Raw genomic sequence first — 21,613 nt, forward strand, 5'->3', positions numbered from 1 at the left:
GCAGCCCACGGCGACCTGGTAGGACGGCAGGTGCTCACCGTTCGGGCCGCTGGGGAAGCGAAGCTCATACCTGACCTTCAGCCCGACGCCGTGCGACGATGCTCGCGAGACTGCTGCCGCGTCCATGTACGCCGGGCGCTGCTTGGCGAGCCACGCCGCCACTTGGGTATCGACGGGCGTTGCCAAGCCACGTCCGCCAGCCGGCGTCCCAGTCGCGGAACGTGGTGCCTTTGGCGAGGTGGTAATCACGGAAGCGATCGGCTTCATGCTGGATTTCCTCTGCTGAGAAATTGCGGGCTTGGGCGTCGGCGACGTTGCGCTCTGACGGGACCCAGTTGTCGGGAAGGGAAATTGCGCGTTTCCGCTTTGCGTCCGCTTGGGGGACCAAAGGGGGTTCTTCTGATGGTTCAGTGGTGGTTCTTGACGGTTTGGGTGCATCTGGTGCGGGGGTTTTGGAACGAGATGCGGGGGTAGAGGTGCACGTGGTGCGGGGGTGCACCTCGTGCGGGGGTGCATCTGGTGCGGGGGTCGGGCGGACGAAATACAGGTTCGCCAGCCCCTGCCCCGCGTTCGGAACGATGCTGATGTAGCCGGCCTCGACCAGCGCCCGGATGTTATTCTGGACGGCACGCTCACCCAGCCCGGTGCGCTGGCATAGACGTGCTATCGACGGGTAGCAGCGACCGCTGTCGTCGGCGTGATCCGCCAGTGCCAGCATGATGAGCCGCTGCGTCGGGCCTAGTGTCTCGCTTTCAAACACCGCCGACATGATTTTGATGCTCACGGCGCCACCTCGATATCGGCCAGCACCGCCCCGCCCCTCCGGACTGGGCCGCGCGCCAGGGTGATGGTGTAGGTGCTGTCGTCGATGCCCGTCGCGTCCGCGATACCGTCGATCCCGGCCTTCATGGAGGCCAGCAGGTTGTCGGCATCACGGCGGCGCTTGCAGGGCGGGCAGAACGTCAGCGTGAGGTGGATGGCAGAGGCATCGAGCTTGCCCAGCCCGTTGGCGATGCAGATGGCCCATGCGGCCTTGCGATAGGCGGCCTTGGCCTTGGCCACGATGCTCCAGTGACCCCGGGCATTGGGCGAGAGCGCCGACGACGGCCAAGGAAGCTCGACGCGTGTCATCGGCCCCTCCGCAGGATGTCATGGCGGGCCGAATAGATCGCGCTGTTCAGCTTGCCCCGGCGGGGATCGTTCGGGTGCAGGGCGGCGCGTTCCGCCAGCAACTCCGACAGCGGCTTGCAGGCGGGCTTCGGCGTCGGCGCGGTGATCGGCGCAGACGAAGAGGTAGCCCTTGCGGACTTGATCAGCCCAGCGACCGGGGCGGCGATAGCCGAACGGAGCAGACGGTGAGCCACAGACATGACAGGGGTGATCGACGGGTCCATTCACGCGGCTCCCCGAGCTTTTTTAGCCTCTGGGGATTGAACGTCGGCCTTAGAGCCAACATTCTTAGCACCCGATTTCCAGTTGAATGCATTGAGAGGACAAGGGATTCCTACCTCGTCACACATAGTTTTGAGCGGACCATACCAGCTCGCAGGAAATACGCCCTCAGTCCGGGCGTATCGAATGGAGTGCTGCCCAACTTCCAGCGCGGCGCAGATCGCAGCGCTTGTCAGGGTGTCGGTGATCTGATGGACGGAGCGCTTATTCATAGTCTCGACTATGCTAAACCATTTAGCATTCGTCAAGCCAACATCGCATTGCTGCGCCAACTCAGTTGGCACGATAAGCTTGCCCACATGCAGCAGGACAAGCCCAGACCCTTCGCCGACATAGCCGAGCGCATCAAGTGGCACCGAGAGGTGGTGCTAAAGTGCCCGCGGCAGGAGGACTATGCCACAAGCATTGGGGTAAAGCGTTCGGCGCTGTCCCTATGGGAGGCCGGCACTCATCGCTTGTCTCTGGACGGCGCGCTTGCGCTGCGAAGCAAATACGGGCTGTCGCTGGACTTCATGTATGAAGGCATAGACGACGCCTTGCCCATGACACTCAGGAACGCCTGGCGAGAAAGGTCGTGAGTTAGATGCTCCAGCAGATCGATGGTCAAGCCGGATGCTGCTGCCGCAGCTTTCAACGCATCGATCCGTTCGTCGTCGCCCACCGTCCCAAGCCTACCTGTTTCCTGTTTGTTCTTCACTCTAAGCGGAACGTCGCACGTCGGTCAACCGTGGAGGGAGCGGGAATGACAGCTTTCGCGCTAGCGCAATGATCGGGTCTGAGTTGGACAATGTGATCGTGGGTTGGCGCTTCATTGCAACCATGCAGCGGCGGACCCCGTTAGCCTGGCTCTCTCAGCACCTCCGCCAAGCAAGCGCGCCTTCAGAAGTACCAAAGCAGTACGGAATATGGGTTCCGCAGACGAAGACCCTCCGCGAGTTGGGCATCGACATGGACGAACTGCCGCCTCCGACGATGGCCAGCGAGATCGGGCAGATCCCGCAGGATGGCGGCGACTTCCTCCCTTTTCTCGTTGCGTATCGGCATGTCGTGGAGACCGGCGAAGGCGACTTGATGAATTTAGCCAAGGCACATCCCGCTTACGCCCATCTGTGCCACCCATTGGTGAGAGATCGTTGACATGACCGACGCCGAACGCATCGAGCAGCTTGAGCGCGATCTGAACGAGACACTAGAGGCCGCCCTGACGATCATCGTGGGCATGGCGGATGCGATCGCTCCGTCAGCCGAGGCGAAGGAGGATCTGGCGCGGGGTTTTGCGGCGGCGGCGGAGGGCCAAGATGGCGCCATCCCGCGGCTATCACGAGCTGTTGCTGATCTGTTGATAAGGGTGGCGGATGAGCAATAGGTGCCGGCGCCATATCGTCGGCGGGTACACCTTGCAGGCGGCAATGCTATCAGCGTTGAGTGGCCGGAGCCGAGAATGACGTGGACGATTTTAGGTTACGAGATAGCTGAAGCGCGTCTTGCCTTGATCGTCGCAATCCTCGCTGCATGCTTCACGGGGTGGCAAGCATGGAGCGGACACCTGACTGCTCGTGTCGCTCTAGCATCGCAGCGCCGAAAGGATCCAGCTTTCGAGATTTCATCCCACCCGATCGACAAGACTGAGGGGTGGGTCAAAGTTGATATCGTGGCCAGGAACTTTGAAGAAGTTGGGTTCACGATCACAGGATATCGCTACAAGCACCGTGGTGCAGGCCTAGTGCATCCGGATGAGATTGCGCGCGATGACGGATTTTCGTCATGGGAGCCTCAACCGCTTCTTCTTGCGAAAAACATGGCGAAAAAGGAACTCACCTGCCAGCATGGGGTCGGGGCTGGCGGACGACAAACGTCCCTATCCAATGCCCCTCATGCGCTTCGGCCAACTAGGCATCTTTCGATCTACGCGACCGATGCATTCGACAAAAGGCATCTTCAGGTACTATGGGAGTGGGCTGATGGCACGAAGCGTTGATCATCGCAACCAATCGAACCAGCCGTCTGCCCATAGGGCAAGCCCCAAAGACACTAGGCTCACGCCAAAACTGATGTAGCTCCTGTTTCGCGCCCGGACCACCATTCTAACCTGATCGTCTGTCATCATCCCGCCCCGCCCCTCGCGGGGCTTTTTCACGTCCGCCAGCACCACGCTGGCAGGGGTAGGATAGCAGGCGCAGAAATAAAAGCTAACTGATTTAGCAAATAGCTCTTGCCGTGCTAAATTTCTTGGCTTACCTTCATCTCATCAGCAGGCGGCAACGTGAACCCTGCGACCGACATTGAGATGGAGCCACCCATGACCTACCACCCCGCCTTTGACCTCGACCCGGACTGCCCCGCGCCGATCCCCGCAGTCCTCGTCGGCCTGGCCCTCGCCAGCTATCGCAGCACCCGCGTCTCGCTGGCCCCGCTGCCCGCATTCTACCCGGTGTATCCGGTGCACCCCGCCTCCGACGTCATCGACCTCGACCGCAGCCAGTGGTCGCCTGTCGAAGAAGTGCGGTGCTGATCATGGGCATCCACGGCCGCATCGCGCTTGACCAGAACCTGCGCCTCGTTGCCGGTCCTCCGGCACGCCGTCGCAGCCGCTTCTACCCCTCGACCGTCACCGTCACCATCGAGCCGGACTTCCCCGGCGCCGGTGACAGCGAGTTCGAGGCCACCTTCGACACCGAGACCGGCAATCTGGTCAACGTGCAGATGGGCGGTTGGACCTGCCCGCCCCACACCTTCGCGCTGATCGTCGGGGATGCCGAGTTCGACCGGTGCTGCGAGGCGGTGGCGGACCGGATCGACCAAGCGGCGGCGGAGGCCGCTCAAGACGCCGAGGCGGACTGGGCGGATCACCAGAACGACCTGCGGAGGGATCACTGATGCCGCTACCCACAGATCACGCCGGCGCCATGCTCGACCTGCTCAAGACCCACCACCCTGACGCCGGGGACGCCGTCTCCGACCGCGAGCTGCTGGGCTATGCGCTGGCCGACATGTGCCTGCTGGCCGCGCGCCTTGGCAGCGACTGGGGCGCTGTGACCGCCAACGCCGCCGTGGATGCCCGCTACATGCGCAACCTTAGCATCGCCGCCGAATAGCTTTCCCCGCCGCAGCCTCTGCCCGTCCCGGCACCGCGGCGCACCTCTCCAGCCACACTGACCCCGCCGCTTAGTCGGCACGTGGCTGGAGCCTTTCATTCATCGGAGCCACGCCATGACCTGCGAAGTGCTACCCCCCGCCCTGTCCACCCGCCGCACCCGCGCCGCCTCCCGGATTGCCAGCGCCGCCTCCGTCCTGCGCCACGGTGGACGCGACGCCGAGATCGTCCTGCTGGACGGCACCACCTGCACCAACGCCACCTTCGCCGAGCGCGTGGCCTTCGCCCTGCGCCACGACGGCGACGCCATGCCCGAGGTTCAGGAGGAGATCGACCGCGTCCTGACGCTGGCCGGCTACGCCCCGACCTACTGGGAGCGCCGCATCGACCGCTTCACCGCGGCAAGCGCTGACGACGAACCCCGCTGGCGGGCCACGGCGCAATACGGCGCCATCGCTCTGGTGTTCTGCCTCAGCCTGATCGGCATCCTCGGCATCGCGTCCGACACCGACCGCCGCACCGACGCCACACTGGCACAGGCCACCGAGGCCCGGTTCGTGGAGTGGTCGGAATGATCAGCGCCCCGCCCTTCTACCGCGACGAGTTCGGCATCGGTCAGATCCGCCTCGCCCGCATCCGCCACGATGCCGCCGAGGCCGAGTTGGCCGAGTGCGCGCCGATCGCTTTCACCCGCGGCTACGTGCCGGATCTGGTCCGCGCCTCGGCCCGCCGCCGCTTCACCGCCGCCCGCGCCGAGCATGACCGGGCCAAGACCATCCTCCGCCACATGGGAGCCTCCCAATGAACATGCGCATCGACATCCCGCTGATCGAGCGGATCGCCGCCCTTCTCGACCCCTACCGCGACGACGGCGACCTGTTCATGGACAGCCTGGACAGCCAGACCGACGTGCTGGACCTGATGGACCGGTCCCTCACCGCCATGCAGGCCGACGAGGCGCTGGCTCAGGCAATCAAGGCGCAGGAAGACGCGCTGGCCAAGCGCCGGCAGCGGATCGAGAGCCGCCGCGATGCCCACAAGGCCGCCGTGCGCGAGATGCTGCGGGCGACCGGCCAGAAGAAGGTGGAGCGCCCCCTCGCCACCCTGTCCATGCGACAGGGGTCGGTGGCCGTCCACATCCACGACGACGCCTCTGTGCCAACGCAGCTTTGCAAGGTCACGCGAACCCCCGACAAGGCCGCGATCCGCAAGCAGATCGATGCGGGCGAGGACGTGCCGGGAGCCTACCTGGTGCGCGGCGAAGACACCCTCAGCGTGCGGGTGCTCTGATGAATTGGGAAAAGGCCTCGGCCGAACTCACCCGCAAGTTGGACCCGGCGCACGTCAAGCAGCGCACGCAAGGCGGCTCAGGCGTCTCGTATGTGGAAGGCTGGCACGCGATCGCCGAAATGAACCGCATCTTCGGCTTCGGCGCGTGGGACCGGCAGACCGTCGACATTCGCCAGCTGGGCGAGCCGCGCGACGTGTCGGGCAAGATCCGGGTCGACTACATGGCCCGCGTCCGCGTCACGGTCACGCTGGCGGATGGTCGCACGGTCACCCGCGACGGATGCGGCTTCGGCCAAGGCATCGACCGCGATGTGGGGCAGGCCCATGAGAGCGCGCTGAAGGAAGCCGAAACCGACGCCATGAAGCGGGCGATGATGACGTTTGGCAACCCCTTCGGCCTCGCCCTCTACGACAAGAGCCGGGAGAACGTGGGCGTGGATGCCCCGCCAGTCAACGTCGCGGCCATTTCCGAGCGCCTGATGGCCGGCATCGCCAAGCGCAAGACCAAGCAGGACCTGTCGGAATACTTCGCGGCCGAGCGCGAGGCCCGTGAGGCCCTGCATCGCGCGGACCCCGCAGCCTATGAGCAGATCAAGGCCGCGTTCAAGGCAGCAGGTGAAGCCGCCATCGACGATCCCGCCCGCCAATCCCCCGACAGCTATAACGAGGCCGCCTGATGCAGCGCTTTGACCTGATCTCCCCCCGCCCCCGCAAAGACGGCAAGACCAACTGGGTCAAGATCGGCGCGGCGTTCCCGCGCGACAAGGGCGGCTTCTCCCTCGTATTCGACGCCCTGCCGCTCCCCGACGCCGAGGGCCGCGTGACCGTGCTGATGACGGAGCCGAAGCCCCGCGAGGATGATCGTGGCCAGCAGGAACCGCGTGGCGGCAATGGGTATGGCGCCGGCGGCCGCCCCTCGGGCCGGTCCAATGATTTCGACGACGAGATCCCGTTCCAATGCGAATGGAGGGTCTGATCGTGTGGAACTTCGACATGGCGTCCGCGCCCCGCGGCGAAACCCGCACCGAAATGCGCGTGATCGGCAAGAAGGAGGTGGAGCGCAGCATCCACACCGCCCCCACTATCTTCGCTGCCGCCTCCGACGGTCAGACCGTCACCATGACCCGTTGGCTGCCGAAAGAAGAACGCTGGGTGATGTTCTCCAAGGATCATCCGCCGATCGCTTGGATGCACCTTCCGTCTCATCCTCGCCCTGCCCCTCACCCCCCCACCGAAGGAGCCGATAGCGATGCCCCACATCCCTCAATGTGACACCGGCATGTGGGCGCTGATCCAGCCCATCATTGCGGACGGCTGGATTGCCCGCTCGCTGATCGAGGACCGCATCCTTGCCGTGCTGGAGGTCGAGGACGACGCCCAGGCGGAGGAAGTGCGCGCGTGGGTTCACCGCGTGCTGGACGCGCGGGAGGCGATGGGAGCGTGATGCCAACCATCTGGGGACAACGTGTCGGGCAGGCCATCGTGCCCTACGGCAAATACCAGGAGGATCTGGCAGATCTTCCCGAGGGCTGCCGCCTGCGCATCAAGCTGGACAAGGATCGGAACGGCAAGTTCTCGTCGCTGTTCCACCTGATGCTGGGCAAGCTGGCGAAGGCGATCAATCGCGGCCCGGCTCAGACGAACATCGATGCACTGAAGCAGTGGGTGAAGCTGAAGAAGGGCTGGTATGATGCCGTGCCCCTCCCCCAGCCTGCACCGGACGGCACCAGCCACGCCATCGTGTTCCGCAGCACCAACTTCGCCAGCATGGGCGAGGAGGAGTTCCACGCCTTCTGCACCGACGCCTGCGAACTGATCCGCGCCGAACTGGCCCCGTGGGTGTCTAGCGCGCCGGAATGGCCGGAGATCCGGCAGATCATCGCCAGCATCACGCCGGAGGCCGCATGACCTTCATCGCCCGTATGAAAGGCGCCCTCGGCCTGAAGCCTGAAAGGGTCGAACGGATCGAGCCGGTCTTCCGGCAGCGCAAGCCGATCAAGGTCAAGCCGAAGCGCACGTCGCCCGACGCCAAGGCCCACATGGCCGCCGTGGCCGCCTGCCCCTGCGTCATCTGCGGCGCACGTCCGGTCGAGGTCCACCACTGCATCTCGGCGCGCTATGGCAGCCGCAAGCGGAGCGACTTCGAGACGATCCCGCTGTGCGTTGCCCATCACCGGATCGGCCCCGAGGCCATCCACCAGAACAAGGCCGCGTGGGAAGCCGCGAATGGGCCTGACACCGATTATCTCCCCGTGGTCGCAGACATGCTGGCCGGGGAATTCACAAGCCCATGGAGGCAGTCATGAACAGCATCGCTGTCGAGTTCGAGACCATGTCCGGCGTCTTCCACAAGATGCACCTGCGGGATCTGCCCTCGCGCGCGATCCTGCACTGGTTCACCGGCGCAGATGAGGGCAACGCCCACGATCACCCATTTGATATCGACATCCTCATCCTGATGGGCGGCTACGTCGAGCGGGTGTGGCAACCGGACGGCACCTACGAGGACATCACCCGCAGCATTGGCGACAAGTTCATCACCTCGGCCGACAAAATCCACAAGATCATCGAGCTGCTGGATGGCCCCTGCCTGACGATCGCCACCTATGGCCCGGGCGTGAAGGCTGCCGGCTTCTGGCGCTGGATCGACGGCAAGGCGCAGCGCCGTGACTGGAACGGCGAATGGGAGGACCGGCTTTGACCCACACGACACAAGCAGGGCTGCGGGCGCAGATCGTCGCCGTCAAGGAAGGATCTATCCGTGCCACGGCCAACATGGACGACACCCCCTGGTCGATCGCCGAAATGATCGGTCTGTTGCAGGACTGGCATGCGGTAGATCCCAAAAGAACGATCGAGGTGCGCCTGTCCCCGCTCGCCGCGCGGGGCATCACGAACCTTGATGAGGTGGAGGTGGGGAAACCTGTCGTGCTGCGTCTTTGGGACAACGGCGCAGGTGCTTGCTACTTCGAGCCGTTCACCCCGCCCGCCCCGCAGGAGACAGCGCCCGCAGCGGAGCCGGTGGACGGTGAGATGCTGCCGTGCCCGTTCTGCGGAGGTCCCCCGGATCGGCTTACTCTGGACGAAGACGACGGCAAGCATAACGCCGGCGGCGATGTGATCTACTGCAAGCGGTGCGGTGCATCCTCTCACGTCGAGTTCGGCTTTAAAGAGAACCTTGTTGACCGCTGGAACACGCGCACCTCACCCCCGCCCTCTGCCGCGCCCACGGACAGCGAAGAAGGCCCGTGCGTTGAGGATGACGGATGCCCGACCGAAATGGCCGTCCTTAAGCGGTTCTGGCGTAAGTATCATCCGCTGTTCAAGGATGCCGCGCCCACGGACAACACGGCGCTGGTGGAGGCGGCTTATTCCGAAGTCATGCGCCGACAGAAGGATATGCAACAACGTGTCCCTGTCCAGATGACGGAAAGGGAAATCGGGCGGCGAGAAGGTAGGCAAGAAGCATATCGTGACTGCCTCGCGATTTTCCGAACAGTCTTCGGGCTTCGTATCGGTGACAACGCCGCCCTTGCCAGCCGCCCCGCCGCGCCCAAGGCCGATACCGATGTGGCGGCGGACATCATCGACCGCATCCCGAAGCTGTCTGATGATGATCTGGCCGAGGCGTTCCGGCACTCTTCGCCGGACGCCCCCTTGGCCGACCGGCTACGGCATCCTCCGTCACCATATCAACCTTCGCGCCTTCGATTAGAGGCAGCCGACGCCTTGGACGCTGCGCACCGCGATCTGGAAACACTCCTGGTGCAGCTGGACGCCCACCAAGCCAATACCGGCGAATATCTTGAGGGGGAGGATTGGGCCGTCGTGGAGCAAATCCGCGCCGCCCTCACCGATCCGGCGAACAACCGCAGCGCGGGGGAGCGGGACGATGAATGAAGCAAAGCCAGCAACGCAACTGCCCTGTGAAGGGTGCGGCCAGCCTACCGGCAGCACATGCTGGATCGATTGCGGAATGAGCCTGTGTGGTGCGCCCTTGTGCGGAAGCTGTCGTCATGTGGATCACCCGTTTCTATTGCTACACGAGCCCGCCCCCAGAGCCAGCAACGAGGCGCGCCATGACTGACCGGACCCCCACCAACGACAACGCGACGGCGGGGCTGGTGGCCGACAGGCTGCGTGACCCAAGCACCCAACTTCTGTGGAGCGACAGGATAGACGCCGCCGAGACCATCGAACGCCTGCAAGCCCGCGTGGCCGAGGTGGAGGCGGAACTGGATGCGGCGGGTCGAACCTTGGCTTATTGCGAGAGGAATTGGGCAGCTACCGACGCAAAGACGCTTGATCTTCTTGCCGAGGCGAGGAGCCAACGCGATGCCGCCCTATCGCGCGAGAAGGAGGCGAAGGCCGAGGGGATGCGACTGTGGGAAGCAGCCAAACCCATAGCCGACCTGAGCGAACAAGCCGGGCCGGAGCATCATTTTGTCACAGTGCCGGTCATGCAAGTTGACGCACTCCGCGCCGCCCTCGCGCAATCCGGCGGGACCGATCCGGCGCAAGGCAAGGGGGACATCGCGACCACCGCCCTCGCCTACCTGGTGAACGCCCAGCACGACCTGCGCACGGGCAGCGATCCGGCGCGGGCACTGGCCACCCTCAGCGAAGGGGTGGCTGCGGTTGAGGCCGGAATGGCGGGAGGTGGAGCATGACCCCGATGCGGATCCTGATCGGCTGCGAGACGAGCGGCACCATGCGGCGCGCTTTCGCCGCGCGGGGGCATGACGTCTGGTCCTGCGACCTCCTGCCGGCCGACGACGGCAGCAACCGCCACATCATGGGCGATGTGCGGGATCACCTGAATGACGGCTGGGATATGCTGATCGTGGCGCACCCCCCCTGCACCCGACTCTGCAACAGCGGTGTGAGGTGGCTGAGCGCCCCGCCCCGCGGTCGGACGCTGGACGAGATGTGGGCCGAGCTTGCGGAGGGCGCCGACCTGTTTGCGGCCTGCTGGAAGGCTCCGGTGCCGCGGATCGCGGTAGAGAACCCGATCATGCACAAGCACGCCAAGGCTCTGATGCCGGCCGACCTGCCCCGGCCCCAGATCGTTCAGCCGTGGTGGTTCGGGGAAGAAGCATTCAAGGCGACGGGCTTCTACCTGCGCGGCCTGCCGCAGCTGGCGCCCACAAACCGCCTGACCCCGCCGCGCAAGGCCGAGGAACCGGCCCGCCACGCCGCCTGGTCGAAGATCCACCGCGCCAGCCCCGGCCCCGATCGCTGGAAACTGCGCAGCGCCACCTTCCCCGGCGTGGCCGCCGCCTGCGCCGAACAATGGTCGCCTATGATCGAGGATAAATGCTATGGGTGAATTGCGTCCCATCATGAAGCCCGCAGACATCCGGCGCGCCGTGTCGGAATGGGCAGCTCAAGGACTTCGCGTCCAAGTGAAGCCCGACGGCACGATCACGGTCGAACCAGCAGCAATGCCGCAGACGGGTGATGCCTTCGACGCAGTGGACTTCACCCGATGAAGCGAGGCCTGCCTGCCCACGTCTACAACAAGAAGGGGGTGCTGTATTTTCAGCGGCGCGGCTATCCCACCGTCCGCATCCAGGCAGAGGCCCATACCCCAGCCTTCGCCGCCGAGTACGCGCGGCTGCTGGCTGGAGAGAGGGCGAGCTATTCCGGCCCACGCACGTTCAACGCGCTGATCGCCAGCTACGTGGCCAGCGATCGGTATAGACGCCTCAGCCTAAGGACGGTTCAGGACTATGATAAGGTGCTGGCCTGGACGAAGGAAAAGGTCGGAACCCTGCCGGTCGGCAGTCTCCAGCGCAAGGATGTGATCCGGGCGCGGGACGCGAACCGGAAGACGCTGCGCTTTGCCAACTACATCGTCCAGATCTGGCGCATCCTGATGGAGCACGCGATCGACATCGGATGGCGAGATGACAACCCCGCCAAGGGTGTCTCGCTGCTGAAGTCAGATGCGGATCCTCGGGAAGCATGGCCGCAGGACAAGATCGATGCGTTCCGCACGGTGGCGACCGGTCGTGCGCTGCTGATCTTCGAGCTGTGCCTCGGGACCGGTCAGCGGATCGGGGACGTGCTGAAGATGCGATGGAGCGACATCGAGAACAGCGGAATCAACGTCCAGCAGGGCAAAACGAAGGCCAAGCTGTGGGTGCCTCTGACGCCGAGGCTTGCCGGTATCTTGGGCGCGACGCCCCGTATCGGGCTGACGATCTGCGCCTGGGGGACAGCTGGCAAGGCCACCTCCTACCGCGGCGCGGCCGACATGGTTCTGGAGGTGCGGCGGCAGATCGGCGCGGAGGCATATGACCTGCACGGGCTTCGCTACTCGGCGGCGGCAGAATTGGCGGCGGCCGGGTGCAGCGACGAGATGATCATGGCGATCACCGGCCACAAAACCTCCGCCATGGTGGCGCGATACGCGGGGCCGGCACGGCAGAAAGCGCGGGCCACAGAGGCTCAGGAACGGCGAAAATAGCGTCGCAACATTCTCGGATTGTTCACGCTCTGTCCGGCGCTTTTCTCAACACGACATCAGGGAAAATCATGGGGTTGCGCGGGGATTTGCAATCCGGTGCATAGCCTGCCTGCCCACCCGCCGTAGACCAAGACTGAGGGGTATGTAGCTGACGAAGAAACGGGCTGCAAGACCTTCCTTGCACGCCCGCGCGGCAAGCGGGGCGGTTGGCCCGCCCCTGCTCCGATACCTTAATCAGCCAGGGCGGCTTCGTAGCGTTCCGACACCTTGTCCCAGTCGACCACGTCCCACCACGCCGTCAGATATTCCGGGCGCCGGTTGTTGTAGGTCAGGTAATAGGCGTGCTCCCACACGTCATTTCCAAGAAGCGGTGCGCCCTGCGTTTCGGCCACGTCCATCAGGGGGTTGTCCTGATGGGGTGTCGTGGTGATCTCCAACTCATTCTCGTCGTTGACGATCAGCCAGACCCAGCCGGACCCGAAGCGGGCCGCACCGGCCTCCTCGAACGCCGCGCGGAACTCCTCCTTGGACCCGAAGGAGGTGGTGATCGCCTCCGACAGCTCGGCCGACATCTCACCCGTCTGGCCGACCGGGGCCATCGTTTCCCAGAAGAAGGTGTGGTTCCAGACGCCGCCCGCGTTGTTGCGGATCGCGGGCGTGAAGGTTCCCGCCTGTGCGACCAGTTCCTCAAGCGAGGCCTCTTTCGGCGCGTCACCCGCCTCGACCGCCTTGTTCAGGTTGTCGACATAGGCCTTCTGGTGCTTGCCGTGGTGCAGCTCCATCGTCTCGGCGCTGATCACGGGGGCAAGGGCGTCCGTGGCGTAGGGCAGATCCGGAAGCTCGAATGGCCCCTGCGTCTGCGCAGCCGCGACGACCGGGCATAGAACCAAGGCGCCGGCGAAAATGGTCTTGTGGAACATGACGTGTCTCCTCCTCATGAAAAGAACGAACACGCGTCAGCCAAGACCGTTCCAGCCGCCCGCTGTGGCAGGATGCCGCTGAGGGGCCGAAATCCGGCATATAAAATTTTATCTACCGCGTCTTTGAAGCCACAGCCGGCAGGCGCGCCGATGCCGTCCAGCCAACCGGGCAAGCCAACACACGCGCAGGCTGCACCTAGCAGGCGTGGAACATCCGAAACATTTGCATGCGCTCAGCAGGCCAAAGCTGGTGGCAGAACAAAGACACAACTATAGATTGTCATGAAGAAGTCCATGACAGGTCATGATGCTGATCATCGTTGCAGATGACGACGCGCTCCAACGCCGCTACGTGTCGGTCGTGATGACGAAACTCGGTCATCAGGCGCTGGAGGCGTCCGACGGGGCGGAGGCACTCGCCCTTCTGATGCAGACCGAGGCGCAGATTCTGGTCTGCGACCTCGACATGCCTTTGATGAACGGCCTGCGCCTGACGCAGGAGATCCGGGCCCTGAACCTGGATCGCTACGTCCACATCATCATGATCACCGGCAGCGAACAGAACGAGGATCGCAAGCACGCGCTGGACGCGGGCGTGGACGACTTCATGACCAAGCCCTTCGACGCGGCCACGCTTCGGGTGCGCATCGGCGCCGCCGCCCGGCTGGTGGAACACGAACGGCAGATGAAGGAAAAGACCCGCATCCTGCACGAGGCGCATGAACGCATCCGCACGGATCTGGAAGCCGCGGCAACGGCCCAGCGCCGGATGCTGCCGCTGGGCGTGCGGTCCATCGGCGACTATGGCTTTGCCGCGGCCTTCCAGCCGTCCACCTTTGTGTCGGGCGACATGTTCGGGCATTTCACGCTGGGACCCGGCCGCATCGGCTTCTACGCGATCGACGTGTCCGGGCACGGGATCAAGGCCGCGCTGACCTCGGTCGCGTTCGGGCACCTCGTGACCTCCGAATATTTCGCGACGCACGCCACCGACGAAGACGGCCGCCCCGACCCTGCCCGTCTGGCGCGCGTGCTGAACGGCCGCTTCCACAAGCCGGACGATGAAACCTACCTGACGATGTTCGCGGGCGTGCTGGAGGAAGCCTCCGGCGATCTTGTCTTCTGTCAGGCGGGCTATCCTATGCCGATGCTGGCCCGGCCCGACCGGACGGTGCGCCTGATCGGCGAGGGTGGCTTCCCCATCGGGCTGTGGGAAGGGGCGGAGTATCACAACCTGTCCCTGCGCCTGCAGCCCGGCGAACGCATCGTCCTGTGCTCGGACGGCGCGACCGAGGCGGAAGACGCCAGCGGCACCGCCTTTGGCGAGGAGCGCCTCAGCGCCCTGATCGCCCAAGAAACCGACCGCCGCACCGAGGATCTGCCGGCCCGGGTCGCCGCCGCATTGGCCGAATGGCGCGACGGCCGCCCCTTGGAAGACGACCTGACCGTTCTGGCACTGGAGAGGAGACCCACAGCATGATCACCACCGACACCCACGGGCAAGGCATCTGCCTTGTCACTCCGAACATGCCGCGCCTGACCGCCGCCACCGCCACCGCCTTCAAGGACGAGGTGGTGCAGATGATCGACCAGGGCTACGACAAGCTGGTGATCGACCTTGCCGAGGTGTCCTTCGTCGACTCCTCCGGCCTTGGCGCGCTGGTGGGCCTGCTGAAGCGGGTGGGCACGCGGGGGGAGATCATCCTGTGCCAGCCCGCCGACAGCGTCATGCAGATGTTCCGCATCACCCGCATGGACCGCGTGTTCCGCTTTCTGCCCGACCGCGCGCAGGCGCTGGACGCGTTGAACGCGGGCTGAGATGCAGCTGTTCAGCGCCACCATCCCCCCGGATCTGGCCGAGGTCGACGCCATCGCCCCGCAGCTGACGGCGCAGGCGCAGGCCGTCCTTCCCGAGGACCGGCTGCCCGCGTTCGAGATCGCGGTGGTGGAGGCCCTGACCAACGTGATCCGCCATGGCGGGCTGGCGCCGGGCCAGACCGTCAGCATCGCCCTGCACCGCACCCCCGCCGGGATCGAGGCTGCGATCACCGACGAAGGCCCCGCCCTGCCCCCCGATCTTTTCGCCCCCCGTCCCGAGGAGGAGGAGCCAGACCCCTTCGCCGAATCCGGGCGCGGCATCGGCCTGATCCTGATGTGCACCGACGGCGTCACCGCCACGCGGGAAGGCGGCCGCAACCGCCTTGTCCTGCGGTTTGACGGGTGACGCGATGAGACCCCCGCGTCCGCCGTCGGATTTCCGCATCGCCCTCGGCCTTGTTGTCTTTCTGGTGATGATGACGCTGGCCATGGTGCTGGCGGCCCCCTTCGTGCTGCACCGCGAGTTGGAACCCGTCGACGTCTCGGCCATGCGGAGCGAGCTGTTCGACCTGAACCTCAGCTACAACAACGCGCTGCACGCGTCCGAGGACTGGTTCCGCGGCGAAGGCGACGTGCTGCTTCTGGGCGAACAGGCGCGCCAGCTTCTGCACCGCACCAACGTGTTCCTGGCCCGCCCCGGCGTCGGCGACGTGCTGCCCGACAACGCGGCCCCCCTGCACGAAACGGCGCGCCTGCTGCGGGCGCGGCTGGAGGACGCCTCCTCGGCCGACCGGACGCTGACCACGGCGGGCGCGTCGCGGGTCGCGGACGCCATCACCATGCGCAGCGGACCCTACCTGCGCTACGTCTCCGAAGCGTTCCACCGTCTGGGCGCCGTCGCCGCGCAGGAACGCACCCGCATCGACAACGCGCGCCAAGCGGTGCAGTGGCTGTCGGGCCTTCTGCTGGCCATCATGGCGCTGGCCGCCACCATCCTGATGCTGCAACGCCGTCGGCTGAAACGCACGGGAACCTCGCTTCAGACCACGGCGCAGGAACTGTCGGACGCCCACCGGATCGCGCGCATCGGGTCCTTCCGGTGGAATTTCGTGCGGGACGAGGTGCGGTGGTCCGACCGGCTGGCCGACATCTTCGGGCTGGAACCCGGCGGCCGGATGACCGGCGCAGAGTTCGAGGCGCTGGTGCATCCCGAAGATCTGACCAAGGTCCGCGAAAGCGAACGCCAGGCCACCCAGCGCGCCACGGAAAGCGGCCGCCCCGCCCAGCGCGAGATCAGCTATCGCCTGCGCCGCCCGGATGGCCGCATCGTGGACGTGCACGCCATCTCCGAGATCACCTCGGACGAGGAGAACCGGCCCGTCTTCATGACCTCCACCGTCCGCGACGTGACCGAGGAGATGGCCCGCCGCCGCGCGCTGGCCGAAAGCGAACGCAGCCTTGCCGAAGCGCAGCGCATCGCGGGTCTGGGCAGCTTCCGCCGCAACGTCGCCACCGGAGAGATCGTGTGGTCGCGCGAGATGTACCGGATGGTCGGGGTCGAACCGGGCACCACCCCGCCGCATGTTGACACGATCATCCATCCCGACGATCTGCCGCAGCTGAAGGCCGACCTGAACGTCCTGAACGAGGATGGCCCTCCGGGAGGTCGCCGCCCCACCAGCATCCGCTGCCGCATGCTGCACCGCGACGGCTCCCTCCGCTTCGTTCATGGCGCGGCCGAGATGAGCTATGACGATGTGGGCCGCCCCGTCACGCTGACCGGAACCCTGCGCGACATGACGACCGAGGTGGCGCAGCAGGAAGCCATCACCCGCGCCGCCGAGGAAGCCCGCCGCGCCAATGCCGCGAAAAGCGACTTCCTTGCCGTCATGAGCCACGAGTTGCGGACGCCGATGAACGGCGTTCTCGGCATGCTCAGCGTGCTGTCGGACACGCCCCTGAACGCCGAGCAACGCGGCCAGCTGGCCATCGCCCGGTCCAGCGCCGAGGCGTTGCTCGCGATCCTGAACGACATCCTCGACATGTCCAAGATCGAGGCGGGGCGGATGGAACTGGAACGCGCCCCGTTCGATCTGCCCCTGCTGATCGAAGCGGTCGTGGCGCTCTACACCCCGCAGGCGCAGGCCAAGGGGCTGGCCCTGCGGCACGAAATCGCAGTCGGCGTTCCTACCTGGGTGGAAGGCGATCCAGGCCGTCTGCGCCAGATCCTGCTGAACCTCGTCAGCAACGCGGTCAAGTTCACGGCTCAAGGGTCCGTCACCCTGTCGGTGGCCGTGGCGGAAGGCGGCGATCCCGTGCGCCTTGTGTTCCGGGTGCGCGACACCGGCATGGGCATTCCCGCCGAACGCCAGCCGCTGGTCTTCGAACGGTTCAACCAACTGGACGCCACCTACAACCGCAAGTTCGGCGGGACGGGCCTTGGCCTTGCCATCAGCCGCAACCTGACCGAACGGATGGGCGGCACGATCCGTTTCTCCAGCATCGAGGGTGAAGGGACGGAGTTCGTGATCGAGATGGCCTTCCCCCTCGCCCAGCCCGAGGTGAAGGAGGACGCGACCGTGCCGCGCGCCGCCCGCCCGCTGGACATCCTTGTGGCCGAGGACAACGCCACGAACCAGATCGTCGTGCGCACCATGCTGGAACGGCTGGGGCACCGTGTGTCCATCGTCGACAACGGCCGCAAGGCGGTGGAGGCGGCGGACCGGCAGGCCTACGACCTCGTCCTCATGGACCTGTCCATGCCCGAGATGGACGGGCTGGAGGCGACGCGCCGCATCCGCGCCGGGCGGGGGCCGTCGCGCGCCGTGCCGATCCTGGCGCTGACCGCCCATGCCGGCCCCGACGAAGGCGACCGCTGCCGCGAGGCCGGTCTGGACGGCCTTCTGAGCAAGCCGATCCGCCGCCAGACGCTGGAAGAGGCGCTGGCCCCCTATGCCGGCGGCACCCCGGCCGAGGCCGCCCCCGTGACCTTCCGCCTTGACGATCTGCGGGCCGAGTTCTCGGACGAGGAGCTGTCCGGCCTGATCGAGGTGGCGCTGTCGGATCTGGGCCGCCACGCCGACACACTGGCCGACCCGCAGGCGCCGGATGCGGACATCGCGCGCGCCTGCCATTCCATCTCGGGCTTGGCACGGACTTTCGGGGCCAAGGATCTGGGCAGCGCGGCCTCCGTGCTGGAACGACAGCTTCGCGCGGACGGGCCGGCGGGCCATCGGGACGCGCTTCGCACTTTGCACGCTGACTTGATGCAGGTCATGCGGGCCCTACGTGAACTAAATACAACTGGGGGTTGATAAATCATGCCACAACGCGCGTTGACCCGGCGGAAGCCCTGGACCCATCTGGGGGCGGCGGCCTGCCTTGCCTGCACCTTCGGCTGGTCCGCCCTGGCCCAGGATCGGGGGGTGACCGATGCCCCGACGACGGACCCGGCCACCCCCGAAACCGCCCTGCCCACGAACGAGGATCCGACCCCGGCCCCCACTGCGGCAGAGGCGCCCCCCATCGACATGACCACCCCCATCGGGCGGCGCGGGCCCCTGACGGACCGCGAACGCCGGATGGCCGAAACCGCCTGGGCCTATTTCGTCGAACGCTTCCAGGAAAAGACAGGCCTCGTGAACGCGGTGGGCTCCTACCCCTCCACCACGATGTGGGACACGGCCTCCTATGTCAGCGGGCTCGTCTCGGCTTATGAACTCGGCATTATCGACAAGCGCGAATTCGACCGGCGCGCGAACCTGCTGATCGACACGCTGCGCAACCTCAACCTCTTCCGCGGGGAACTGCCGAACAAGGTGTACAACACCCAGACCGGGGAAAAGGTGAACTACGCCAACCAACCGGGGGAGGTCGGGTTCTCCGTCCTCGACATCGGGCGGCTGATGGTCTGGCTGCGGATCATGAAGGAACGCTACCCCTATCTGGCCGCCGGAATCGACAACATTCCGATGCGGTGGAGTTTCTGCAACCTCGCCAACGAGGATGGCCGCCTTTTCGGCTCCATCGTGACGGGCAAGGGCGAGACGCGCTATGTGCAGGAAGGCCGTCTAGGTTACGAGGAATATGCAGCCAAGGGCTTTGCGCTGTGGGGCTTCGATCCCTATGCCGCCCTGAAGGCGGGGCCCTACACGTTCGTGGACATCTACGACATCGACGTGCCCGTGGACGCCCGCGACCCGCGCATCTTCAACAACCAGAACTACGTGCTGACGGAAGGCTATCTTCTGGACGGGCTGGAGATGGGCTGGGACCTGCCCGGTGACCGCGACAGCGGCCCCGGCGTCGCAAGCCAGGGCTGGCGCGCTGAATTCGCCAACCGCATCTATCTGGTCCAGCAGCGGCGGTTCGAACGCACGGGCATCCTGACCGCGCGGTCCGAACACCAGGTCGAAGGCGCGCCCTTCTTCGTCTATGACGCGATCTATGCCGACGGCTACCCGTGGAACACGCTGGACCCGAGCGACGTCTACCAGCCCGATCGTTCGGCCATCGCGGCAAAGGCCGCCGTGGGCATGTGGGCCCTGTGGGACACCCCCTATACCGACCTGCTGTTCGATTCCGTGGCGGACCTGTCCACCCCGGAAAGCGGCTTCTACGAAGGGCTGTACGAAAACGGCAACGGCATCATCCCGCTGGAAACGGCCAACAACAACGGCATCATCCTTGCCGCGCTGCTCTACAAGGTGCAGGGCCCGATCCTGCAATATCGCAACACCAACACGCAGCTGTGGAACACCGCGTTCGAGAATGCGGACACCCGCGCCCGCAAGTGCATGCCCGACCCGATGAAGGCCGTGGAAGCCCCCTGCTGCAACTGCGGCACCTCGCCCGCGCTTGAGCCGGACGTGCCCGCCGCAGCGTTCGAGTTCTGCCGCCCCATCGTGGACGCAACCGGCATCTCCGCCGCCGCCTGTGCGCCCACGCCCCACCTTGTGCCGCCGCCCGAGCCTGCGCCCGCCCTGACGAACGCTTGTCCGATGCCGCCCCTGTCGCCGACCCTGTCCCCCCCGCCACCCACGCCGGATGCGGTGACGCAGTCGACCAACCCGGTCTTCGTACCGTCCCTCCTGCCCGCCCCCGTCCCGGCCGCCGCACCAGCGCCGGCGGCTGCCCCGCGCGCGGCAACACCCGCCACCCCAGCCGCACCCGCGGCCGCCCGACCGCAGGCCGCTGCACCGGCGAACGCACCCGCGCGCTCCACTACGCCGGCACCGGCCAACCCACCAGCGGCGGCACCTGCCACCACCCCGGCCACACCCGCCCAAGTTCCGGCACCCGCCGCCCCGGCGGCATCCGCACCCGCGGCGGCACCGGCTACGACTCCAGCCGCACCCGCGCCAGCACCCGCCGCCACCCCGGCACCCGCTGCGGGGGCGGCGCAATGAAGGACGCAACCACGGCCGCCGTCGGCACCGTCAAGCCGCGCCTCGTCTGGTTCGACGCCAACCGGGCGCTGGCCGCGGTGGGGGTGGTGCTGATCCATTCCACCACCGACTTTTCCGGTGGTGTCTTTCCGAACGCGGACCCCGCGGAACGCTTCGTCCCCGTCTTCCTCCGCTCCCTCGCCGAACTGTCGGGGTCGGAGATGTTCTTCACCTTCTCGCTGTTCCTGATGGCCTTCAAGCTGGACCGCCGCCGACCGGCCTATGGCGAGGCGATCCGCGAACAGGCGCGGCGGCTGCTGGTGCCCTTCGCGGTCTGGACACTGTTCTACGCCTTCTTCCGCCTGATCAAGGCGACCGAGTTCGGCTATCCGCAGGCCATCTGGGCGCAGCTGGCCGATCCGGAGAAATGGCTGGGATATTTCGTGCTGGGCGAAGCGCAGTATCACATGCACTTCCTGCCCACGCTGTTCCTTCTGTTCCTGTTCTTTCCGCTGATGCGGCTGGGCCAGCGCTTCCCGCTGTTCGGCCTTGTCATCATCGCCACGCTGGGCGTGATGCAATACGCGCAGGGCTGGATCTGGGGGCTGGGGCTGGAACCGGACCTGCGCGACTACATCATCCGCACCACGAAGGTTCTGGGCTATGTCGGCTACGGTCTGGCGGCCTTCGCGCTGTTTGGTCTGTGGAAGGACGGCATCCCGCGCGGGGAGTCGCGGCTCCTGCGCCGGGGCGCGATCTACATGATCGCCATCGCCTATATGGCGACGCTGCCCTTCTTCGGTGCGGCGCTGTTCAACGGCACGTGGAACGTGCGGCAGAACTGGGCCTACTACGGCCACTTCCTGATGCCGCTCTTCGTGTTCCTGGGGTTCATGGCCAGCCAGTACGGCAACTGGTCCCCAAGGTGGAGCTGGTTCGCCCGCTACACCTTCGGGGTCTACCTGATCCACCCGCTGGTGATCGACCTTTACGACGTGGCGATGCACCGCGCCGGCCTGACCGGGATCGAGCCGTGGATGATCGTCATCTCGCGCTTTGCCGTGGCCCTGCCCGGCGCGTTCCTGATCGCCTTTGCGCTGTCGAAAATCCCGTTCCTCGCCTGGACGATCGGTCTTGGGCCCGCACCGTGGGAACGGCGCGGCGCCGTGCGGGACTGACG

The 21,613-nt window shown here is 65.9% G+C and carries 32 protein-coding genes; 28 read left to right on the forward strand and 4 right to left on the reverse strand.

Features of this window, described 5'->3' with window-relative positions; genetic code table 11:
- Window positions 1-64: 64 nt before the first annotated feature.
- From PIJ50_RS13740 to PIJ50_RS13750, 3 genes are read right to left on the reverse strand one after another with little or no spacing between them, the layout of a single operon-like run.
- Window positions 65-784: a helix-turn-helix domain-containing protein gene (locus tag PIJ50_RS13740; protein ID WP_271976004.1), complete on the reverse strand. Its 720-nt coding sequence runs from the start codon at window positions 782-784 to the stop codon at window positions 65-67.
- Window positions 781-1,131: a hypothetical protein gene (locus tag PIJ50_RS13745; RefSeq protein WP_271976005.1), complete on the reverse strand. Its 351-nt coding sequence runs from the start codon at window positions 1,129-1,131 to the stop codon at window positions 781-783. The genes PIJ50_RS13740 and PIJ50_RS13745 overlap by 4 nt, the downstream gene beginning before the upstream one ends.
- Window positions 1,128-1,394 carry a hypothetical protein gene (locus PIJ50_RS13750; protein WP_271976006.1) on the reverse strand — a complete coding sequence of 89 codons (267 nt, stop codon included), beginning with the start codon at window positions 1,392-1,394 and terminating at the stop codon, window positions 1,128-1,130. Before PIJ50_RS13750 ends, PIJ50_RS13745 begins: the two co-directional genes overlap by 4 nt.
- Before the next feature lie 189 nt (window positions 1,395-1,583).
- Between PIJ50_RS13750 and PIJ50_RS13755 the strand changes: the two genes are divergently transcribed.
- From PIJ50_RS13755 to PIJ50_RS13860, 22 genes are all read left to right on the forward strand, one after another.
- A complete protein-coding gene (locus PIJ50_RS13755; RefSeq protein ID WP_271976007.1) occupies window positions 1,584-2,030 on the forward strand; it encodes a helix-turn-helix domain-containing protein in 447 nt (148 codons plus the stop codon).
- A gap of 202 nt (window positions 2,031-2,232) precedes the next feature.
- Window positions 2,233-2,589 (forward strand): hypothetical protein, encoded by a 357-nt coding sequence (locus tag PIJ50_RS13760; protein WP_271976008.1) that lies wholly within the window; start codon window positions 2,233-2,235, stop codon window positions 2,587-2,589.
- A gap of 1 nt (window position 2,590) precedes the next feature.
- A complete protein-coding gene (locus tag PIJ50_RS13765; protein ID WP_271976009.1) occupies window positions 2,591-2,818 on the forward strand; it encodes a hypothetical protein in 228 nt (75 codons plus the stop codon).
- Between the two features lie 75 nt (window positions 2,819-2,893).
- A complete protein-coding gene (locus PIJ50_RS13770) occupies window positions 2,894-3,430 on the forward strand; it encodes a hypothetical protein (RefSeq protein ID WP_271976010.1) in 537 nt (178 codons plus the stop codon).
- Between the two features lie 321 nt (window positions 3,431-3,751).
- A complete protein-coding gene (locus PIJ50_RS13775) occupies window positions 3,752-3,964 on the forward strand; it encodes a hypothetical protein (protein WP_271976011.1) in 213 nt (70 codons plus the stop codon).
- Between the two features lie 2 nt (window positions 3,965-3,966).
- Complete coding sequence (locus PIJ50_RS13780; RefSeq protein WP_271976012.1) at window positions 3,967-4,329, forward strand: hypothetical protein; 363 nt, start codon at window positions 3,967-3,969, stop codon at window positions 4,327-4,329.
- Complete coding sequence (locus tag PIJ50_RS13785) at window positions 4,329-4,547, forward strand: hypothetical protein (RefSeq protein WP_271976013.1); 219 nt, start codon at window positions 4,329-4,331, stop codon at window positions 4,545-4,547. The genes PIJ50_RS13780 and PIJ50_RS13785 overlap by 1 nt, the downstream gene beginning before the upstream one ends.
- Before the next feature lie 115 nt (window positions 4,548-4,662).
- Window positions 4,663-5,121, forward strand: a complete 459-nt coding sequence (locus tag PIJ50_RS13790; protein WP_271976014.1) for a hypothetical protein — start codon at window positions 4,663-4,665, stop codon at window positions 5,119-5,121.
- A complete protein-coding gene (locus PIJ50_RS13795; RefSeq protein ID WP_271976015.1) occupies window positions 5,118-5,351 on the forward strand; it encodes a hypothetical protein in 234 nt (77 codons plus the stop codon). Before PIJ50_RS13790 ends, PIJ50_RS13795 begins: the two co-directional genes overlap by 4 nt.
- The gene (locus tag PIJ50_RS13800; protein ID WP_271976016.1) at window positions 5,348-5,836 is read left to right on the forward strand and encodes a siphovirus Gp157 family protein; all 489 of its coding nucleotides are present in this window, start codon (window positions 5,348-5,350) and stop codon (window positions 5,834-5,836) included. The genes PIJ50_RS13795 and PIJ50_RS13800 overlap by 4 nt, the downstream gene beginning before the upstream one ends.
- A complete protein-coding gene (locus PIJ50_RS13805; protein WP_271976017.1) occupies window positions 5,836-6,513 on the forward strand; it encodes a Rad52/Rad22 family DNA repair protein in 678 nt (225 codons plus the stop codon). Before PIJ50_RS13800 ends, PIJ50_RS13805 begins: the two co-directional genes overlap by 1 nt.
- Window positions 6,513-6,812 (forward strand): hypothetical protein, encoded by a 300-nt coding sequence (locus tag PIJ50_RS13810; protein WP_271976018.1) that lies wholly within the window; start codon window positions 6,513-6,515, stop codon window positions 6,810-6,812. The genes PIJ50_RS13805 and PIJ50_RS13810 overlap by 1 nt, the downstream gene beginning before the upstream one ends.
- A gap of 2 nt (window positions 6,813-6,814) precedes the next feature.
- Window positions 6,815-7,108 (forward strand): hypothetical protein, encoded by a 294-nt coding sequence (locus tag PIJ50_RS13815; RefSeq protein WP_271976019.1) that lies wholly within the window; start codon window positions 6,815-6,817, stop codon window positions 7,106-7,108.
- Window positions 7,086-7,280 (forward strand): hypothetical protein, encoded by a 195-nt coding sequence (locus PIJ50_RS13820; RefSeq protein ID WP_271976020.1) that lies wholly within the window; start codon window positions 7,086-7,088, stop codon window positions 7,278-7,280. Before PIJ50_RS13815 ends, PIJ50_RS13820 begins: the two co-directional genes overlap by 23 nt.
- Entirely contained in the window at window positions 7,280-7,744 is a 465-nt protein-coding gene (locus tag PIJ50_RS13825; protein ID WP_271976021.1) for a DUF1367 family protein, read from the forward strand. The genes PIJ50_RS13820 and PIJ50_RS13825 overlap by 1 nt, the downstream gene beginning before the upstream one ends.
- Window positions 7,741-8,142: a DUF968 domain-containing protein gene (locus PIJ50_RS13830; RefSeq protein WP_271976022.1), complete on the forward strand. Its 402-nt coding sequence runs from the start codon at window positions 7,741-7,743 to the stop codon at window positions 8,140-8,142. The genes PIJ50_RS13825 and PIJ50_RS13830 overlap by 4 nt, the downstream gene beginning before the upstream one ends.
- Window positions 8,139-8,537, forward strand: coding sequence for a hypothetical protein (locus PIJ50_RS13835; RefSeq protein WP_271976023.1), 399 nt, complete (start codon window positions 8,139-8,141; stop codon window positions 8,535-8,537). The genes PIJ50_RS13830 and PIJ50_RS13835 overlap by 4 nt, the downstream gene beginning before the upstream one ends.
- The gene (locus PIJ50_RS13840) at window positions 8,534-9,736 is read left to right on the forward strand and encodes a Lar family restriction alleviation protein (RefSeq protein ID WP_271976024.1); all 1,203 of its coding nucleotides are present in this window, start codon (window positions 8,534-8,536) and stop codon (window positions 9,734-9,736) included. The genes PIJ50_RS13835 and PIJ50_RS13840 overlap by 4 nt, the downstream gene beginning before the upstream one ends.
- Before the next feature lie 179 nt (window positions 9,737-9,915).
- Window positions 9,916-10,506 carry a hypothetical protein gene (locus PIJ50_RS13845; protein WP_271976025.1) on the forward strand — a complete coding sequence of 197 codons (591 nt, stop codon included), beginning with the start codon at window positions 9,916-9,918 and terminating at the stop codon, window positions 10,504-10,506.
- Window positions 10,503-11,165 carry a hypothetical protein gene (locus PIJ50_RS13850; RefSeq protein ID WP_271976026.1) on the forward strand — a complete coding sequence of 221 codons (663 nt, stop codon included), beginning with the start codon at window positions 10,503-10,505 and terminating at the stop codon, window positions 11,163-11,165. The genes PIJ50_RS13845 and PIJ50_RS13850 overlap by 4 nt, the downstream gene beginning before the upstream one ends.
- Window positions 11,158-11,328, forward strand: coding sequence for a hypothetical protein (locus tag PIJ50_RS13855; protein WP_271976027.1), 171 nt, complete (start codon window positions 11,158-11,160; stop codon window positions 11,326-11,328). The genes PIJ50_RS13850 and PIJ50_RS13855 overlap by 8 nt, the downstream gene beginning before the upstream one ends.
- Window positions 11,325-12,308, forward strand: coding sequence for a tyrosine-type recombinase/integrase (locus tag PIJ50_RS13860; protein WP_271976028.1), 984 nt, complete (start codon window positions 11,325-11,327; stop codon window positions 12,306-12,308). The genes PIJ50_RS13855 and PIJ50_RS13860 overlap by 4 nt, the downstream gene beginning before the upstream one ends.
- Before the next feature lie 230 nt (window positions 12,309-12,538).
- On the opposite strand, the gene PIJ50_RS13865 is transcribed toward PIJ50_RS13860, so the two are convergent.
- Window positions 12,539-13,228, reverse strand: a complete 690-nt coding sequence (locus PIJ50_RS13865) for a superoxide dismutase (protein WP_271976029.1) — start codon at window positions 13,226-13,228, stop codon at window positions 12,539-12,541.
- Between the two features lie 304 nt (window positions 13,229-13,532).
- Here PIJ50_RS13865 and PIJ50_RS13870 point away from each other — a divergent pair, with 304 nt between their 5' ends.
- From PIJ50_RS13870 to PIJ50_RS13895, 6 genes are read left to right on the forward strand one after another with little or no spacing between them, the layout of a single operon-like run.
- Window positions 13,533-14,708: a PP2C family protein-serine/threonine phosphatase gene (locus PIJ50_RS13870; RefSeq protein WP_271976030.1), complete on the forward strand. Its 1,176-nt coding sequence runs from the start codon at window positions 13,533-13,535 to the stop codon at window positions 14,706-14,708.
- Window positions 14,705-15,046 carry an STAS domain-containing protein gene (locus PIJ50_RS13875; protein ID WP_271976031.1) on the forward strand — a complete coding sequence of 114 codons (342 nt, stop codon included), beginning with the start codon at window positions 14,705-14,707 and terminating at the stop codon, window positions 15,044-15,046. The genes PIJ50_RS13870 and PIJ50_RS13875 overlap by 4 nt, the downstream gene beginning before the upstream one ends.
- A 1-nt stretch (window position 15,047) precedes the next feature.
- A complete protein-coding gene (locus PIJ50_RS13880; RefSeq protein WP_271976032.1) occupies window positions 15,048-15,452 on the forward strand; it encodes an ATP-binding protein in 405 nt (134 codons plus the stop codon).
- Between the two features lie 4 nt (window positions 15,453-15,456).
- On the forward strand, window positions 15,457-18,360 hold the full coding sequence (locus PIJ50_RS13885; protein WP_271976033.1) for an ATP-binding protein: 2,904 nt from the start codon (window positions 15,457-15,459) through the stop codon (window positions 18,358-18,360).
- A gap of 6 nt (window positions 18,361-18,366) precedes the next feature.
- Window positions 18,367-20,454: a DUF3131 domain-containing protein gene (locus PIJ50_RS13890; RefSeq protein ID WP_271976034.1), complete on the forward strand. Its 2,088-nt coding sequence runs from the start codon at window positions 18,367-18,369 to the stop codon at window positions 20,452-20,454.
- On the forward strand, window positions 20,451-21,611 hold the full coding sequence (locus PIJ50_RS13895) for an acyltransferase (protein WP_271976035.1): 1,161 nt from the start codon (window positions 20,451-20,453) through the stop codon (window positions 21,609-21,611). Before PIJ50_RS13890 ends, PIJ50_RS13895 begins: the two co-directional genes overlap by 4 nt.
- Window positions 21,612-21,613: the final 2 nt, after the last annotated feature.

The sequence above is a fragment of the Falsirhodobacter sp. 20TX0035 genome (assembly GCF_028307215.1).
GTDB lineage: Bacteria > Pseudomonadota > Alphaproteobacteria > Rhodobacterales > Rhodobacteraceae > Falsirhodobacter.

What these genes read in the sequence shown, in the direction of transcription:
- PIJ50_RS13745 (WP_271976005.1), bottom strand. Translation starts at nt 1,131, where the DNA reads ATGACACGCGTCGAGCTTCCTTGGCCGTCGTCGGCGCTCTCGCCCAAT.
- PIJ50_RS13750 (WP_271976006.1), bottom strand. Translation starts at nt 1,394, where the DNA reads ATGGACCCGTCGATCACCCCTGTCATGTCTGTGGCTCACCGTCTGCTC.
- PIJ50_RS13765 (WP_271976009.1), top strand. Translation starts at nt 2,591, where the DNA reads ATGACCGACGCCGAACGCATCGAGCAGCTTGAGCGCGATCTGAACGAG.
- PIJ50_RS13770 (WP_271976010.1), top strand. Translation starts at nt 2,894, where the DNA reads ATGACGTGGACGATTTTAGGTTACGAGATAGCTGAAGCGCGTCTTGCC.
- PIJ50_RS13775 (WP_271976011.1), top strand. Translation starts at nt 3,752, where the DNA reads ATGACCTACCACCCCGCCTTTGACCTCGACCCGGACTGCCCCGCGCCG.
- PIJ50_RS13780 (WP_271976012.1), top strand. Translation starts at nt 3,967, where the DNA reads ATGGGCATCCACGGCCGCATCGCGCTTGACCAGAACCTGCGCCTCGTT.
- PIJ50_RS13785 (WP_271976013.1), top strand. Translation starts at nt 4,329, where the DNA reads ATGCCGCTACCCACAGATCACGCCGGCGCCATGCTCGACCTGCTCAAG.
- PIJ50_RS13790 (WP_271976014.1), top strand. Translation starts at nt 4,663, where the DNA reads ATGACCTGCGAAGTGCTACCCCCCGCCCTGTCCACCCGCCGCACCCGC.
- PIJ50_RS13795 (WP_271976015.1), top strand. Translation starts at nt 5,118, where the DNA reads ATGATCAGCGCCCCGCCCTTCTACCGCGACGAGTTCGGCATCGGTCAG.
- PIJ50_RS13800 (WP_271976016.1), top strand. Translation starts at nt 5,348, where the DNA reads ATGAACATGCGCATCGACATCCCGCTGATCGAGCGGATCGCCGCCCTT.
- PIJ50_RS13805 (WP_271976017.1), top strand. Translation starts at nt 5,836, where the DNA reads ATGAATTGGGAAAAGGCCTCGGCCGAACTCACCCGCAAGTTGGACCCG.
- PIJ50_RS13810 (WP_271976018.1), top strand. Translation starts at nt 6,513, where the DNA reads ATGCAGCGCTTTGACCTGATCTCCCCCCGCCCCCGCAAAGACGGCAAG.
- PIJ50_RS13820 (WP_271976020.1), top strand. Translation starts at nt 7,086, where the DNA reads ATGCCCCACATCCCTCAATGTGACACCGGCATGTGGGCGCTGATCCAG.
- PIJ50_RS13825 (WP_271976021.1), top strand. Translation starts at nt 7,280, where the DNA reads ATGCCAACCATCTGGGGACAACGTGTCGGGCAGGCCATCGTGCCCTAC.
- PIJ50_RS13830 (WP_271976022.1), top strand. Translation starts at nt 7,741, where the DNA reads ATGACCTTCATCGCCCGTATGAAAGGCGCCCTCGGCCTGAAGCCTGAA.
- PIJ50_RS13835 (WP_271976023.1), top strand. Translation starts at nt 8,139, where the DNA reads ATGAACAGCATCGCTGTCGAGTTCGAGACCATGTCCGGCGTCTTCCAC.
- PIJ50_RS13845 (WP_271976025.1), top strand. Translation starts at nt 9,916, where the DNA reads ATGACTGACCGGACCCCCACCAACGACAACGCGACGGCGGGGCTGGTG.
- PIJ50_RS13850 (WP_271976026.1), top strand. Translation starts at nt 10,503, where the DNA reads ATGACCCCGATGCGGATCCTGATCGGCTGCGAGACGAGCGGCACCATG.
- PIJ50_RS13855 (WP_271976027.1), top strand. Translation starts at nt 11,158, where the DNA reads ATGGGTGAATTGCGTCCCATCATGAAGCCCGCAGACATCCGGCGCGCC.
- PIJ50_RS13860 (WP_271976028.1), top strand. Translation starts at nt 11,325, where the DNA reads ATGAAGCGAGGCCTGCCTGCCCACGTCTACAACAAGAAGGGGGTGCTG.
- PIJ50_RS13865 (WP_271976029.1), bottom strand. Translation starts at nt 13,228, where the DNA reads ATGTTCCACAAGACCATTTTCGCCGGCGCCTTGGTTCTATGCCCGGTC.
- PIJ50_RS13870 (WP_271976030.1), top strand. Translation starts at nt 13,533, where the DNA reads ATGATGCTGATCATCGTTGCAGATGACGACGCGCTCCAACGCCGCTAC.
- PIJ50_RS13875 (WP_271976031.1), top strand. Translation starts at nt 14,705, where the DNA reads ATGATCACCACCGACACCCACGGGCAAGGCATCTGCCTTGTCACTCCG.
- PIJ50_RS13880 (WP_271976032.1), top strand. Translation starts at nt 15,048, where the DNA reads ATGCAGCTGTTCAGCGCCACCATCCCCCCGGATCTGGCCGAGGTCGAC.
- PIJ50_RS13885 (WP_271976033.1), top strand. Translation starts at nt 15,457, where the DNA reads ATGAGACCCCCGCGTCCGCCGTCGGATTTCCGCATCGCCCTCGGCCTT.
- PIJ50_RS13890 (WP_271976034.1), top strand. Translation starts at nt 18,367, where the DNA reads ATGCCACAACGCGCGTTGACCCGGCGGAAGCCCTGGACCCATCTGGGG.
- PIJ50_RS13895 (WP_271976035.1), top strand. Translation starts at nt 20,451, where the DNA reads ATGAAGGACGCAACCACGGCCGCCGTCGGCACCGTCAAGCCGCGCCTC.